16 protein-coding genes are annotated in these 13,835 nt (G+C 57.7%); 1 reads left to right on the top strand and 15 read right to left on the bottom strand.

All coding sequences use genetic code 11. The annotated features are described in order from the left end of the window. Nucleotides 1-10: 10 nt before the first annotated feature. Nucleotides 11-337 carry a rhodanese-like domain-containing protein gene (locus FHP91_RS17210; protein WP_144310763.1) on the top strand — a complete coding sequence of 109 codons (327 nt, stop codon included), beginning with the start codon at nucleotides 11-13 and terminating at the stop codon, nucleotides 335-337. A 117-nt stretch (nucleotides 338-454) separates the two neighbouring features. Here FHP91_RS17210 and FHP91_RS17205 read toward each other — a convergent pair whose 3' ends face one another. The 15 genes from FHP91_RS17205 to FHP91_RS17135 all read right to left on the bottom strand — a co-directional run bounded on the left by FHP91_RS17205 (nucleotide 455) and on the right by FHP91_RS17135 (nucleotide 13,531). After that, nucleotides 455-3,949 (bottom strand): bifunctional diguanylate cyclase/phosphodiesterase, encoded by a 3,495-nt coding sequence (locus FHP91_RS17205; RefSeq protein ID WP_144310762.1) that lies wholly within the window; start codon nucleotides 3,947-3,949, stop codon nucleotides 455-457. A 355-nt stretch (nucleotides 3,950-4,304) separates the two neighbouring features. Further along, nucleotides 4,305-4,811, bottom strand: a complete 507-nt coding sequence (locus FHP91_RS17200; protein ID WP_144310761.1) for a GNAT family N-acetyltransferase — start codon at nucleotides 4,809-4,811, stop codon at nucleotides 4,305-4,307. Nucleotides 4,812-5,164: 353 nt separating this feature from the next. After that, entirely contained in the window at nucleotides 5,165-5,494 is a 330-nt protein-coding gene (locus tag FHP91_RS17195) for a hypothetical protein (protein WP_144310760.1), read from the bottom strand. A gap of 144 nt (nucleotides 5,495-5,638) precedes the next feature. After that, nucleotides 5,639-6,700, bottom strand: coding sequence for a patatin-like phospholipase family protein (locus FHP91_RS17190; RefSeq protein WP_144310759.1), 1,062 nt, complete (start codon nucleotides 6,698-6,700; stop codon nucleotides 5,639-5,641). Nucleotides 6,701-6,908: 208 nt separating this feature from the next. Next, complete coding sequence (locus FHP91_RS17185) at nucleotides 6,909-7,160, bottom strand: hypothetical protein (protein WP_144310758.1); 252 nt, start codon at nucleotides 7,158-7,160, stop codon at nucleotides 6,909-6,911. Then, nucleotides 7,157-7,573 carry a DUF2778 domain-containing protein gene (locus FHP91_RS21735; RefSeq protein WP_391527579.1) on the bottom strand — a complete coding sequence of 139 codons (417 nt, stop codon included), beginning with the start codon at nucleotides 7,571-7,573 and terminating at the stop codon, nucleotides 7,157-7,159. The genes FHP91_RS17185 and FHP91_RS21735 overlap by 4 nt, the downstream gene beginning before the upstream one ends. Nucleotides 7,574-7,870: 297 nt before the next feature. After that, a complete protein-coding gene (locus FHP91_RS17175; RefSeq protein WP_144310757.1) occupies nucleotides 7,871-8,239 on the bottom strand; it encodes a hypothetical protein in 369 nt (122 codons plus the stop codon). 146 nt (nucleotides 8,240-8,385) lie between these two features. Next, the gene (locus FHP91_RS17170; RefSeq protein WP_144310756.1) at nucleotides 8,386-8,724 is read right to left on the bottom strand and encodes a hypothetical protein; all 339 of its coding nucleotides are present in this window, start codon (nucleotides 8,722-8,724) and stop codon (nucleotides 8,386-8,388) included. 435 nt (nucleotides 8,725-9,159) lie between these two features. Then, a complete protein-coding gene (locus FHP91_RS17165) occupies nucleotides 9,160-9,492 on the bottom strand; it encodes a hypothetical protein (RefSeq protein WP_144310755.1) in 333 nt (110 codons plus the stop codon). Nucleotides 9,493-9,562: 70 nt separating this feature from the next. Beyond that, the gene (locus FHP91_RS17160; RefSeq protein WP_144310754.1) at nucleotides 9,563-9,940 is read right to left on the bottom strand and encodes a hypothetical protein; all 378 of its coding nucleotides are present in this window, start codon (nucleotides 9,938-9,940) and stop codon (nucleotides 9,563-9,565) included. Between the two features lie 24 nt (nucleotides 9,941-9,964). Then, nucleotides 9,965-10,342, bottom strand: coding sequence for a hypothetical protein (locus tag FHP91_RS17155; RefSeq protein ID WP_222105240.1), 378 nt, complete (start codon nucleotides 10,340-10,342; stop codon nucleotides 9,965-9,967). 163 nt (nucleotides 10,343-10,505) lie between these two features. Next, on the bottom strand, nucleotides 10,506-11,738 hold the full coding sequence (locus FHP91_RS17150; RefSeq protein ID WP_246116353.1) for an IS4 family transposase: 1,233 nt from the start codon (nucleotides 11,736-11,738) through the stop codon (nucleotides 10,506-10,508). Nucleotides 11,739-11,986: 248 nt separating this feature from the next. Continuing rightward, on the bottom strand, nucleotides 11,987-12,406 hold the full coding sequence (locus FHP91_RS17145) for a hypothetical protein (RefSeq protein WP_144310751.1): 420 nt from the start codon (nucleotides 12,404-12,406) through the stop codon (nucleotides 11,987-11,989). 98 nt (nucleotides 12,407-12,504) lie between these two features. After that, nucleotides 12,505-12,741, bottom strand: coding sequence for a hypothetical protein (locus FHP91_RS17140; RefSeq protein WP_144310750.1), 237 nt, complete (start codon nucleotides 12,739-12,741; stop codon nucleotides 12,505-12,507). Between the two features lie 121 nt (nucleotides 12,742-12,862). Beyond that, nucleotides 12,863-13,531, bottom strand: a complete 669-nt coding sequence (locus FHP91_RS17135) for a hypothetical protein (protein ID WP_144310749.1) — start codon at nucleotides 13,529-13,531, stop codon at nucleotides 12,863-12,865. Nucleotides 13,532-13,835 lie beyond the last annotated feature (304 nt).

Here is a 13,835-nt window from a genome sequence, read left to right as displayed (position 1 = left end):
GAGTTGCCCAATGAGCCACATCACGCCGGCTGAACTCGCCCTTTGGCAACGCGGCGGCCTTGTGCATAGGCTCCTCGATGTGCGTCGAGCCACGGCACGGCAAAGCGATGGCGGCCAGATCGCGGGCGGCCAATGGCGGGATCCAGCGCGCTGGCTGGACTGGAAAGACAGCATCCCGACCGACGGTCTGGTGGTGCTTTATTGCGTCCACGGGCACGAAATCAGTCAGGGCTTGGTCGCCGTGTTGCGCGTGATGGGGTGTGACGCCCGTTATCTGGTGGGCGGAATCGAGGCCTGGCGGGCGGCAGGAGAGGCCGTGCTTCCTGTCGATGCTTGAGTTGGAGGGGCAATGCCGCCTGGATGGATCGTCGGACGGCGTCCTCGGTTTGACAACGGAATGCCGCTTGAAGACACGATCGGATGTGGTGAGGGCTCGGTGCCGTAGGGGGACGCGTCAGACGGGCTGGCCGAATATCGTGTTGAAGGCTTCGGCCGGGACGGGTTTGCCGAACAGGTAGCCTTGCGCGATGTCGCATCCGCGCGAGTGCAGATAGTCGAGTTGCGCCTCGGTCTCGACGCCCTCGGCCACCACGCTCAGGCCGAGACCATGCGCCATGGCGATGGTGGCATTGACCAACTCCCGATCCGCGGCGTCAATCGTGATGTCGCCCACAAAACTGCGGTCGATCTTGAGCGTATCAAAAGGATAGCTGCGCAGATAACTCAGTGATGAATAGCCGGTGCCGAAATCGTCCATCGCGATGTGCACGCCCATCCGGTTGAGCGAGACGAGGGCGTCGTTGATGTGGGTGTGACCGCCCATCAGCACGCCTTCGGTGATCTCCAGCTCCAGCGCATTGCCGGGGACGCCGTGGCGTGCGAGCGTCTGCTCGATGAAGCTGGCCAGCCCCGTATCGCGGAATTGCCGGGGCGAGAGGTTGACCGCCACCTTGAAGTCGGGCGACAACGCTCCGCGCCAGTACGCCACCTGTTCAATGGCCTGGCTCAGCACGTGTTTGCCGATGTCGATGATCAGATCGGTGTGTTCGGCGACGGGAATGAACTCATCGGGGGGCACCGCCCCAAGGCGCGGGTTGCGCCAGCGCAGCAGGGCTTCGGCACCAATGATGGCGCGTCGGGCGATATTGATGAGGGGTTGATAGCAGAGCTGGAACTCTTCGCGCGCCAGCGCGCCGTGGAGTTGTTCTTCGATCTGCAGTCGTCGCGACATGCCGAGATTCATCGCGTCGGTGAAGAAGTGGCAGATATTCCGGCCTTGGGCCTTGGAGTGGTACATCGCCGTGTCGGCATGGCGCAGCAGCGTTGCCGGATTGTCACCGTCTTCGGGAAACACGGCGATGCCGATACTGGCGGTCAGCATGAGTTCGCGCCCGTCGAGCTGGAAGCTGTCACGGAAGCGTTCGATCAGCGATTCGGCAACGGGGAGTGCGTCGCCCGGGCTGGACAGTCCGCCGAGCAGGACGATGAATTCATCACCGCCCAGGCGCCCGACGGTGTCTTCGTCGCGCACCGCGCTGCTGAGACGGGCGGCCGCCTCGATCAACACGTGGTCGCCCGCTTCGTGGCCAAGGTTGTCGTTGATCTTCTTGAAGTCGTCCAGGTCGATGAATAACACCGCAACCTTGTTGGCTTGGCGGGCCGCCTCCTTGATGAGTTGGGTGAGACGGTCCAGAGCGAGAAAACGGTTCGGTAGATCCGTGAGTGGATCAAAGTGGGCCTGGCGGAGAATTTTCTCCTCCTGACGCTTCTGATGCGTAATGTCTTCTTTGACGGCCAGGTAGTGGCGAAGATCGCCCGCCGCGTCAAAAACCGGCGCAATATGCGCCCGCTCCCAGAAGAGCTCACCGTTCTTGCGCATATTCTGGAATTCGCCTTCCCACGCCTTGCCATTACTCAATGCCGCCCACATGGCTTCGTAGCGGCTGGGTGGCGTCTGCCCTGACTTAAGCACGCTCGGCTTTTTGCCGATGACCTCGTTGGCGGTATAGCCGGTGATTTCTTCGAAGCGGTGATTGACATACTCGATCACCGAGTGGCGGTCGGTGATCAACACCGACACCGGACTTTGCTCGATTGCTTGTGACAGCGTACGTACTCGCGCTTCGGCCTCGCGCTGAGCCGTTACATCGTGCAGCATGGTCAGCACGCAGCGCTCGCCGGCAAAGTCGATGACCGATGCGAACATCAGAATGTCGTGGAGGCGCAGGCCTTTGTCGCGCAGGCGTACCGAGTAGTTCGAGACAAAATTCTGTTCGCGCAGACACTGGACCCAGGCGAGGCGCTGATCTGGATCCGGCCATAGACCAATGCGTACGGCGTTGTCGGCCAGCAGTTCCTCCCGCGACCAGCCGAAGGCGGCCGTGTAGGCGTCATTCACTTCGAAGTAGCGGCCCCCCTCGAGTGTGGTGATCGATCCCGCCACCGGACTGACCTGGAACACTTTCCGGAAGCGCCATTCGCTTTCCTGCAGCGCTCTCTGTGCCATTGCTTCACGCGTGATGTCGTGAATCAGGGCAATGCGTGCGGGAGTGCCGTTGATGTGGGTCGGGCGGGACCAGACCAGTGTTTCTATGGGTTCGTCATTTTGCTTGCGCAGTCGATAGCGCTGTTCGGCCGCATCGTTGGATTCATGGGGTGTCGCGATGTCATGGGGCGGCGTGTCGTTGTGCACCAGATCATGGACCGTCATCGTCAGAAAGGCATGTTTCGTGTAACCGAGTTGCGCCACGGCCGCGTCGTTGGCTTCCATGATGGCGTAGCTGCTGGCGTCATACAGCAGCATGGGCAGCGGGCTGTGCTCGAACAACGCGCGATGGCGCTGTTCCGATTGCGCGAGCTCGGCCGTTCTAGCCTCGACCTGATCTTCGAGCGTCGCCTTGGCGGCTTCAAGCGCTGCATCGGCCTGCTGCCAGCGTCGAGCCAGTGAGACCGCAACGCCCACGCCGAGCAGGCTGCTGATCAGAACGATGGCGGTGCCTAGCAGGGCCGTGCTCTGAACTTGCGGAGCGATCTCGGCCTTGAGTAGATCCGCCCGACGCATCAGCGATAATTGCCAGCCCGCCGTCAGTGGGGCGCGAAAGCGCAACCAGCGCAGGCCGTTTTCGTCTTCGAATCGATCCATCGATGGGGCCGCATCGGGTGGCAGGCGCCCGTGCAGGGCCGCGTTCTTGTGTGTCGCCGGGAGTCGCGCCGCCGCGGTAATGGCAATCACCGACCCGTTTTGATCGATCAGCAAGCCACGATCGAAGGGCGCAATCAGCTCGGCATCGAGCATCTTTGCCAAGCGGGTCAGGTGTTTGACGCCACCGACGTGGGCCACGATCTCGCCCGCCTCGTTGAGTACCGGGACATCAATGGCCACGGCCTGAATGCCGTCAGAGCCCACGAACATGTCGGAGACCACCGTGCGGCGCTCCGTTCGAGCCGCCTGAAAGTAGGGGCGGTCTGCCAGGTTGTATTTTTTCAGTCGGCGTTGAACCGAATAGGGGTGCGAGAGGTAGTGGTCGCCGCTCGGTGTCAGTACGAAGAGTACTGAAAAGTCATCTTTGCCGAGCAGGCGCTCCAGCATGCGCCGTTTGTCCAGGTCTGCGTTGCCCGGAATGCCATTGAGTTTGAGATCAATCTGGTCCAGCGCGCTCAGATGCCGGAACTCGACGCTGGCGGCGACCGTTTCGAGCAACTGCTGGCTTCGAGCAATTTCGCCGTTCATGTTCCGGGCGATCGCTTCGACGAATGACGCGTGCCCTTTCTCCAGCCGTGCCTCGGCCCAGGCGTTGAGCTTGAGATGCAAAAAACCGCCGAGCAAGGCAGTAGACAGCACCGCGGACACCACAAAGGCCAGCAGGATCTTGCGGGCATGAGTCATTTGAGTGCTTGAGTCTTGAAAGGGGGGGATGTCGACCGTGTCGACATCGCGATCAGCAATCATTCACTTAGCGGCTGAAGTGATGCTTTCTTGAGTGGTCGCGGTCGCCAGGTACGTAGTAGGCGATTCTATTGACACCGACTTGAGCTGCTCTTCCCGCGAGCGCGTGTGCTCCGTGACAAGCGCTGTTCGAGCATGTTGAGGCCCTTGACGGTAATGCCGACCATCAGCCGAGCACCCGATGTCCACAATGGGGGGGCGGGCACATGTTTGTGCGGGATCGCGCGATGGCAAAGCTGTGTGGGTCAGTCTCCGCCTGCTCGCCAAGCGGTGTCTTGCGGCGGAGATGACCGGGGGTATATTTCTACGGGCTGTCTGGCGTTGACTTCGTTGCTCTGGGGCGAGCCTTTGCCGCCGATCAGCGCGGCGTGTTCTTCGCGACATGTTCGGCAACATACGCTGGCGCCCAAAGCCGATACCGCTGAAATACCGCGCCGGCAATGTCTACCACGCCATCCGCCTCAAACCCCAAACGGCGCAAACCGTTTGCACGGCGTCTGCTCGGCGGAAGAAGCGCCGTGATGGACGCAAGGCCCAGGTCCTCGAACGCCATCTTGATGAACACCTGATAGATGGCCCGCCCGTGCCCCCAATGCCGCGGAGACAGCACCAACGCGAAATCCGCATCGCCTCGCTCGTCCTGGAACCCGCCCCATCCCGCGAACTCGCCATCGATCTGCAGACCCCAAGGCCCATAGCCATTGCGTACCCACTGATGCTCCTTGCCCTCGACCCATTGTCGACATGCGGCTTCATCGAACACCGCACCCGCGAGCGGCATGTGGCGCAGGACGTCGGGGTCGTTGTGCAACGCTACGATGTCGGAAAGCCTGACGTCGCTCAGGCGGATCAATATCAGATTCATTGGGCTGGGGTACTTCGGATTGCCGAAAAAGGGGAGGGCCTGGATAGTCTGCCAAATGTCTAATTAAATACTTGATACGGTCGCTCATCGAGTAAGGCAAGGCGCACTACCCCTTGCGTGGGTTGGCCGCCAGACGCCCACCCGCGTGTCGACCTGCCTCAACCGGGTTGCCGGCGTGGTACGCACCGCAGCGTATCCGTTCAAGCAACCATACTCGCTTCCGTCCGCTCAATGCCACCGTCCTGCGCGCCGTCGGCATGGATCAAATCATCGTTGAGCCGGCGGCAAGCGTCCCGAAATCCCTGCGGCGAAATCCGGGCGTTTGCGACTACAGAACCGGGTCGTCGATGTCGCTAGTCCAGCGGCTCCAGCGCCCGGAGGATCGCTTCCCGGGTTTCGTCGCTCAGTGCGTCAAGCTCGGACGCCGTCAGCAGATCCAGCCGGGCCAGGCTGATCAGCGTCATGATCGCGGTCGAGCGGCGCGGGTTATCGAAGGCCATCCCCAGCGTCTTGTCGCGCGCTTGCACCAAACGGTAGAGCGCCAGATACCGCGCGTGGGCCGATTCAGCGCCACCTGTCGCGATCTGAACGCATTCTCCGAGCGTCCGCTCGCAATAGCGATCCAGCGCCAGCGGATGCAAGCGGCGCAGCACCTTCCAGTCGGATTCGCGAATGTCTCTCATGTCCGTGTTCGATCGTGCGCGGAGGTCTCGTAGGCTGGGGGGGCGAACGAAATCGTGAGTCCATTCTAGTGGTGCGCCACCAATTGTTGAAGCGCCGCAGCCCTGCCGAGCTGCCACCACCAGAAGACAGTCGCTACGCGTGCGTCACGGGCGAATCTCCGCGGCGCTCGGACGGGCACCGAACAGGCCGGCCACCTCGACCGATGGGCGCTCGCCAACATGGTGGCCCGATTCTGCGTGCCACTGCTGAGCACGCTCGCGGCCCAGATCGCGCAGCAGCTCGAGAAATGACCCGCTTGCCGACAGCTTGGATTCCGACGACAACTGGCTCATCACCTCCGAAGCTTCAATCAGATGGAAATTGGTCGACAGCAGGCGACGCTCCAGCCGGCCGCGCGACCACCACGGCTGCTGTTCGGCAAACTCGCGGGCATGCGCAAACATGCGCATCTCGCGCAGAAAGTTCGCACTGAAGCCAAGCTCCATACTGCGCGTGCGGATCTCATCGGCGCTGCGCGGCGTCTTGCTGTGGCGCATGGGGTTGATCAGCACCAGCAGGATGTCGCGGCTCTTGCCCGTGTAGAACAACGGGAACACCGCTGGATTGGCCGCGAAACCGCCGTCCCAGTAGTGCTCGCCATCGATCTCGATGCTGTGATGCACCGACGGCAGGCAGGCCGAGGCGAGCAGGGCGTCGGCGGTCAGTTCCCGCTCACGAAACAGCCGCAGACGGCCCGTGTTAGCCTCGGTGGCAGCAATGAACAAGCGCAGCGGGCTCTCGCGCCGCAGGCGTTCGAAGTCAATCTGCTTCGTCACCACGTCGCGCAAGGGGTTGTGGTCAAACGGGTTGAGTTCGTAGGGCGAAAAGAAACTCGCCCACATCATCATCATTTTCATCGCCGGCGCCAGGGTGCCGCTGTCGCCATCGAGCGTGCGCACCGTGACATCAAAAGGCACGCTGCTGGCCACCGCCTTCCAGAAAGCCGCCAGCGCCTCACGCGCCCCGTCGGGCCCGCCCGCCATCAGCCCCTGCGCCAGCACCGCCGCGTTCATCGCGCCCGCGCTGGTTCCGCTCACCGCGTCGAAATCGAGCTGGCCGGCTTCGAGTAGGTAATCGAGCACGCCCCAGGTAAACGCCCCGTGCGCGCCACCGCCCTGCAAGGCCAGGCTGATGGTCTTTCTTTTAGAGAAGGGTTTGATCCGCATATCGACCTCCTTTCCGTCAGCTCCGCTGGCACGGATGCGTGCGCAGGCATCAGGAAGTGGGTGAATGAACGGTACACACACTACAGGCAATCGATGTTGCGATGCAGCATCAGTGCGATTGGTTTTGTATCAGGGTGCGACGAAGGGCGCGGTGGGGGATGCGAAATCACGAGACGCGTCCAGCTATTCAGTCGCCCCGTGCGGGTCGTTATTTTTTTTGGCGTCCGCCAAGCAGGATACGGGCGCCCAACACCACCGCCAGTGACACCGTAAGCGTGCAGATAAGTGCGGCAATCAGCTCGACATCAGACGCCAGGCCGGGATCAGCGCCATCAGATAGTCGGGCGTTGATCCAGCTCCAGGTTGCCTCCGACCAATCACTGGCAAGCCACAAACGCATCTGTACATAGGTGAGTGCCAGTGTGGCCGAGCTCATGGTGGCGATCGTGCTGGGTTTCATGCCACCACCAAGCTGCCATAAGCCTGCACGGAAGCGCCAGGCACCGCTTGTGGGCGAGCGCTTTTGAGCAGGCTGCGTAGATGGACGTAGTCTGCGGCACGGTCAATCACCACGCAGCCTTCGCTTCGTCCAAGTCGTCCTTTCGGGTGCAGTCGGAAATTGCCGCGTTTGACCGCGTCGCAAAAGGTTTCGTCGTCAATGCGGCCATCTACGGCGTACAGCGCAAACCAATCGTCCCGACCCGTAAAGAAGTCTCTGAGCGGACCGAGCAGGCCGCCGGACTCGCGGTCGAAGATGTAGTAGGTGCCAGGCGGGATCGGGCCGACGCCCACCGTGCAGGCCTTGGCGCGGTTGTTTGCAGCTGTGCCGAGGCCAGAGAAAGCCGGGAGCGCGAGGGCCCCGACCTTGAACATGCTCAGTGCTTCATCGTTGAGTTTGAACGTGCAATGAAACATATCTTCGACGCTCTGCATTTGGGACCAGAGGTGAAGCGTAACGCTTTCATTGAAAATGTCAAACGCATGTTTTGTGCTGCTCGCCGCTTGTTGAATTCAACCTCGCTGGCACAACTTCAAAAGAACGGCTCGATGAAAATGTCGTATTTCAAGACCTGACCCTGGCGCAGTTGCTGCGCGGAGCTTTATCGCGCAGCGTCCAGCGACCGAAGGGAGCGGCCTTGACCGCAGTGTTAGGCGACATGCCTCGCACAATTAGCGGAAGCTTGCCTTTTTGCTATTTGGAATAATCCTCACAGTATATTCGCCGCCCATTTTTGGGGAGGCGCCGAGAACAACAAAGGCGCCATCGTCCTTTGAGAACTTATATTTTTGCCATTTCGGAGAAAAACCTAGGTGGTGAGTTTCGTTTTGCAGTTCGCCACTTGAATGGATGTCTATTTCTCCATCTTGCATTCCATTTCTAAATATATGAACTATGCAACTTTCTCTCTGCGTCCCATATTCCGGTGATTTATAAGTAACCCATGCAGAAAATAAGTAGTGCCCAACTTCTGAAACCTCAAAGTTTTCAGATCCTCTCCATTCATCGCCAAAATCGTGAATTGCTTCGAAGTTTTTCATTAATTTTTCCCCGGTAAGTGATCAAAAATTGTCCCCATTGTCTGGCGCCGAACGTTTTAGGTAAAGGGCGGCCCGCTTGCGGGACGTCCAGCGACCGGAGGGAGCGGCTTTGACCGCAATGTTAGCCGGCACTGTGGAAGCCATAGCTAGCGGCGAAACAACTTTATGGCGCCCCAGAGCAGCGGAAGCGCTAAACACGAAAACAGAAGCATGGGCTTGAGATACGGTTGCAAGAAGAACGAAATCACCTCGCCGCCTTGTTCTTTGCTGGGGCTGCCACTTTGTGATTGCTCCAAAAAGTAGCCCCCGCCCTGCGGAGTTACGAGATAGAGCACACAGAAATATGTAACGTAAAGGAAGATAACGCTGGCGGCGACGAATAGCCATGGCCTGTTGAGGCCCGGCCAGGCAAAGACTAAAGCTGCCAAGACATAAATAGCCGGAAGGCCCAGGAGTAGCGCAAGTTGGAGGTAGAGAGAAGCCATTGGATCTAATTAATGACGGCTAACGCTAAGCTAACCTGTTGCTGGAAGTGGCAGTTCTTTTGCGTTTTTTTGCAAAAGAAATGACGCTTTTAGCAATCCGGTTTAGCGCCTTGTTATAACAGCGGCCTTAAATGACACGTTGCTGGTTAATATTACGAATGTAAGAATACTAAAGTTAACGATTGCTTGCACTCACTTAGTGGCAACCCACAATAGAACACGAAAGTTACCGATAATTTATTTTTTACTCATTAGCACCGAATGCGAAGCCTCCGATGCCAAATTTTATTATTTACTAACTGCTGCGATAGGTTAAAAGTACGTTTAACTAAATGCTACTGCAGACCTTGTTTATAACAATGTAAACTTCTAGAGCTTTATAACGTTGAATTGAGGGGCTGGCGTAGCCAGTCCCTCTCGAATGTAAGGTTAGGGCTAGAAGCATGATTGAACGCCCTCAATCTCGAATTGCATACTAGCCAACCATAAGCAAAAGAGCATGAACAATGCGAAGCCCAGCCCATGTGCAACACGATGGATTGATTTTGACATCAAGCCGATTGCAGCACCACCAGAAGCCGCGCTGAGAAACAAAGGAAGCAGGCCAAAACTTTCTAATTGCAGGGCGCGAACAGGATCACCGAGTGAGCCGCCTTTTGAGTCGCCAGCACACCCAGCCTTGAACATAATGAAGAGCAGTAAGGCCGCGCTAATGATGGATAACGCCCCAAAAACAAGAGGCAAATATTTTTGAGTGCCAAATGTCATCTGGGATAAGCCCTAACGCCGAGCTTCAGCCGGCGGCCGCGAGCGCAGCGAGTGGCCGGTCGGCTGGAAGCTATTGTTGGGCATCAGCAACCCTCCGGTGAGGTTCAGCGGCAACTGCTTTCAAATGTGCCTGCGCGTCGCCCAGCGTTCCGAAGATTCCTTGACCGGCAATGTTTCCCCAGAAGGGCAAAGACCATTGTGGGTCACGATGCTCTTTACCTTTGATCAGATACTCGACCTGGAAATGACCATCAGAAGCGCGCTGCCAGATCAACGTAAATGCTTCGTGCTTCTCGTCGTACTCCTCCGCCACGAGCTTGTCGGATGTCCGCGCTCGGTTGAGCCAAAGACCTCCGTGACGCTCGGTCCATGGTTTGCTCATATTGATGCCCAACGTTGGACGTAACGGGCGCCGGAGCGCAGCGGAGGGAACCAAAATGCGCAGCATTTTGGCGTCCCGTTGACGGACTGGTTAGCCGGCATTCTTTGCCTCCACCTTTAGCCAGCCAAGGAATGCTGTGACGGTTGCTACAAACTCAGCCAAGTCCACGCACACGCCAACCGGCTCTGACGACAACTCAGTGAAGAGTATTCGAACCTGACCATTCGCTATGGCGATGAAAGATTTGAATCTATCAAATGACTCGCCCCCATTTGTGAGGAGGTCAAACTTGAAGTACCTCTCCGCATCTGCGGCCACCTGGGCGGGTGTTCTGTCGTCATCGCAGTAGATGGCCCTATCGAGTAGCTCGTACAACTGGGCATGCGTCAAATCTTCGAATGATGGCTCCTCCAGAGCCTGAAGCCTTCCCATCACACCCTCAAGATGGCCGCCAGTAACATTGAGCATGCACGATGGTTCTTCGAAATCACCTAGTTGCAGCCCGCCAGCCCAAATGCACATACGGCCAAAAACCCATCCCCGTTCGTTTGGAATGGCTTCATGTACGCAATCAATTGCGAAGGTGGAAGTATTGCCGAATCGCATGCAGGCTAACGTCAATGCCATTAAGTTAAGCCGCCTTGTATGCGAAATGGAACCCTGCGATGCGCACGCCCTTGTTGCGTGGGGCGCGGCGGTCGGGCCGTGTTCGTTCGATGGCCGAAGGGGCGCGAAGGCGCTCGATCAGGTGCAGTAGAAGGGTGTGCGGATCAAGCGATAACAGCAAACGGGGCAGGAAGTGGCGCAAGCTCTTGAGCACCAGCGTGCGATTGATCCGGCTGCGCCATCCCTTGGCGTCAGGGGCTGGAGGTTCCAAACCGTTCTCCTCAGGCCGGACGGCCATGGCCATGACGGCGGCGCAGTTGTGGCGCACCAATGAGGCATAGAAATCCTGCTCAACGGTGTGCGGCAGCACACCACTCCAGTTCTCGACCTGTAAGCGTGCCTTGATTCGCTTGAAGGCCTCCTCGATGCGCCAGCGACTGCGGTACAAGGAAGCGAACTGCGGGCCAGTGAAGGAGTTGTCGAACAGATTGGTCACCAGCATCAAGGTCGCACCATTGGGCAACACGACTCGCAGCAAACGCAACGGCAAGGGCGCCTTCGTCGTGCCCAGATCCACCACGGCATCGTGCTGATCGCTACGCGCGAAGCGCTTGACCTGTGCCCAGGGGTGTCCGATGCGCGCACAAAAAGCCACCCCTTTGGCGCACAACTGGGTCAGCCACTGTCGAGAAGGATAGCCGCGGTCCATCACGAGCAGATCGCCGGTACCGAGCGCTTCGAGATGATCGGCGGCAAGCGTTCGATCATCGTCGGCAAAGCCACCGAGGCGGGCATCGACAAAGGCGTCACGGGCCACATCGAGCAGTGCCGAAGCACGCGCCAGAGGTCGAAATTTGCCGCAGGAGGTGAGCATGCCGCCGAAGTGCTCAACGCTCTCGGGAACATTGGGAACACGCAGCGTGGTCGAATCGAGCGCCAGCACGCGCAGGCCATGCCACAAGGGGGCTTTGCTGTGCTCGACAAATACTTGCGCACTATGGCCGAGCAGCTGGCGCATTGCTTGTGGGCGAAGATGTCTGCGTGCCTGGCACAGCGCGCTCTTGGTCGGTGGGCGGCCCAGCGGTGCTTGGAGCGAGTGATCGAAGAAGGCATCGAGTTCGCTTTGCAGACCCGCACGCGGCGCGTTGAGTAAGAAGGCGACAATGTGCGCGAGCGGAAGGCGACGGGTGCGGGTAAAGTCCGACGGTTTCTCTCGTGCCTGCTGGGCAAAGGCGTCCGAACTAAGGTATTGGCCGATGGCACTGAATATGGCACGGGGTTTGCAATGTCATGGTCATCATCAGGAAGTCATTGCAACGATCTAATTTTAACGCAACACACTGTTTTAATGTGACTTTTTGACTTAACTTAATGGCATTGAGGCTAACGTGAAAGTGAGGGGCGGCCGAAGCGAAGCGTAGGGAACCACAAGCGCAGCTTGTGGCCGTCCCGCTCGACTGTAAAGTTAGAGACGCCATGCGCTGCAGCTTTCATGAGCGCAGTAGATTAAGACGTAAAAAGGTGAACAATGAATTTCCAAACCATTCTTTTTGCCCAGACAAACAGCATTCCTAGCGCTCCAATCACCGCGGTAACGATTGCCTTGTCGGTATCGCCAATAATTGCAGAGTAGATACTTGCGCCGCCAACCAGCACGGCAACAAAGATGTACGTTAGTTTGTACGCAAAATCAGCATTCTTCTTTGCTTCTTGCCTCGATGCATTCAAGGCTTCGCGCTCCTCAACTATTTCGGCGCGTACAGGCTCAACCTGCTCTTCGATATTATTAACTCCTCGACTATGAAGTTCGCTAACTAAGAGTTTTTTTGCCACTTCAGTCAAGTCTGTAGAGGCGTAAAGATATAGGAGCTGTTCAGTAGACTCTTCTTTGTATCGAAGTCTTATCGATTCAGAGTAATCGCTCATAACACAAAGTCTCTAACGTGAAAGCTCAGCCGACGGCAAAATGCGCAGCGTTTTGGCGGTCGGATGAAGCGCCTTGTTGGGCGGTACGTGCGCGAGTTTCAATTGTCCTCCTCACGCATGCGAAAGAGATCCTTGACCATATTGTTGAACATAGAAGATTGAATGGTCCCTGCGGCAAAGTGCTCCGCCGCCTCGACCAGCATTCGTAGGGGTATCAGCCCTCCGATACGGCGCTCCAGATCGGCCCTCAATCGCTGATCGTGCCCTGGAAGGAAATAACCCCCCGCGGGCTTACCGCCACAACCGCATGCACATTCGGTGTTGCCACCAGTCATTTTCACCTTTCCTCGTTCGATGACGCCCAACGTAGAGCTAACCGGCGCTGCGCGGCTTTATCGCGCAGCGTCCAGCGACTGAAAGGAGCGAGGTTGAGCGCCGGGTTAGGCATCACGTTTCTCATTCAAGCGCAGGTAAGGGGTCTGGAAGATCAAGGTACTCAAGCAACCGTTGAACCCTTTTCATTTTTTCTTCATCAAGACCCTCGAACTCTCCCGAATATCGATGCTTGAGCGATTTGTAATGACTCGATTCGTAGAGGCGGGCCAAAATTAGCGCGGTCAAAGCGGAACTGTAGCCATGCCAGGTTGGAGGAGCAAAACTCGTTGGGTCTTTCTCGTTCGTCCTAATGTATAGAGCGAGAATCTTGTGCGGCGTGTCGTAGGACATGAGGGTTGGAAACAGGCGCTCCATCACGAAACCTCGGAGGTTGCCGAGAAAACCCTCAAGTTCTTCTACCTGTTGGCATCGCATTGCCGCCGTCCAATCCTTTACGAAATGGGCGTACTTAAACGTGGCGTCAATCGCTAATTTCTCAGACTCCTGGCGATCTGGATGGATGAAGTGGCTGTAAATATTCTCGTGTTCTCGGAAGCCCATTTGCCCAAATGGGGTTATCCGATTCTCTCCACCGATCTTGCACACCAATGATCCTATGAAGTCGTAGCGGTTGTCTTGCCAACGTTCAACGCCGCCGCCATTGGCAGGACGGAAGCCGTATGGCGACAGCCAATCCTGTAGTGCACGATCAATTGCTTTCTCAAGCTTCCTAGTCGAAATAAAGGTCATAGTTGGTACGGAGTGTGATGCCTAACTATAAGTAGACCTCCTAATCGACGTAAAACATTGCGTCACTGCGCCGCAATCGTCACTCGTGAGATCGAAAAAGCTGTTAAAAATCAACGATCCAGTCAGTTGTAGACCCTCCTAAAACCAAGTGGCAACAGCGTCACTTTGGAGGGCGCACGAGAGGGCTGCGTTGTTGCGATACTCGTCGCGGATCGTCATATTCGACAGGAATTAAACCCGAGCCCCCCGTAAACGGCAAGCGCCACCCCCAAGGAATGCCGGCATCCCCTGTGGGTGGCGCCAC

It is taken from the genome of Denitromonas halophila, assembly GCF_007625155.1.
Taxonomy (GTDB): domain Bacteria; phylum Pseudomonadota; class Gammaproteobacteria; order Burkholderiales; family Rhodocyclaceae; genus Nitrogeniibacter; species Nitrogeniibacter halophilus.
Note: the sequence above shows the minus strand (reverse complement) of the source record. Positions and strands in the feature narration are given on the sequence as shown.

Coding starts and splice junctions, on each gene's coding strand:
- FHP91_RS17210 (WP_144310763.1), top strand. CDS start 11: ATGAGCCACATCACGCCGGCTGAACTCGCCCTTTGGCAACGCGGCGGC.
- FHP91_RS17205 (WP_144310762.1), bottom strand. CDS start 3,949: ATGATTGCTGATCGCGATGTCGACACGGTCGACATCCCCCCCTTTCAA.
- FHP91_RS17200 (WP_144310761.1), bottom strand. CDS start 4,811: ATGAATCTGATATTGATCCGCCTGAGCGACGTCAGGCTTTCCGACATC.
- FHP91_RS17195 (WP_144310760.1), bottom strand. CDS start 5,494: ATGAGAGACATTCGCGAATCCGACTGGAAGGTGCTGCGCCGCTTGCAT.
- FHP91_RS17190 (WP_144310759.1), bottom strand. CDS start 6,700: ATGCGGATCAAACCCTTCTCTAAAAGAAAGACCATCAGCCTGGCCTTG.
- FHP91_RS17185 (WP_144310758.1), bottom strand. CDS start 7,160: ATGAAACCCAGCACGATCGCCACCATGAGCTCGGCCACACTGGCACTC.
- FHP91_RS21735 (WP_391527579.1), bottom strand. CDS start 7,573: ATGTTCAAGGTCGGGGCCCTCGCGCTCCCGGCTTTCTCTGGCCTCGGC.
- FHP91_RS17175 (WP_144310757.1), bottom strand. CDS start 8,239: ATGAAAAACTTCGAAGCAATTCACGATTTTGGCGATGAATGGAGAGGA.
- FHP91_RS17170 (WP_144310756.1), bottom strand. CDS start 8,724: ATGGCTTCTCTCTACCTCCAACTTGCGCTACTCCTGGGCCTTCCGGCT.
- FHP91_RS17165 (WP_144310755.1), bottom strand. CDS start 9,492: ATGACATTTGGCACTCAAAAATATTTGCCTCTTGTTTTTGGGGCGTTA.
- FHP91_RS17160 (WP_144310754.1), bottom strand. CDS start 9,940: ATGCTGCGCATTTTGGTTCCCTCCGCTGCGCTCCGGCGCCCGTTACGT.
- FHP91_RS17155 (WP_222105240.1), bottom strand. CDS start 10,342: ATGCTCAATGTTACTGGCGGCCATCTTGAGGGTGTGATGGGAAGGCTT.
- FHP91_RS17145 (WP_144310751.1), bottom strand. CDS start 12,406: ATGAGCGATTACTCTGAATCGATAAGACTTCGATACAAAGAAGAGTCT.
- FHP91_RS17140 (WP_144310750.1), bottom strand. CDS start 12,741: ATGACTGGTGGCAACACCGAATGTGCATGCGGTTGTGGCGGTAAGCCC.
- FHP91_RS17135 (WP_144310749.1), bottom strand. CDS start 13,531: ATGACCTTTATTTCGACTAGGAAGCTTGAGAAAGCAATTGATCGTGCA.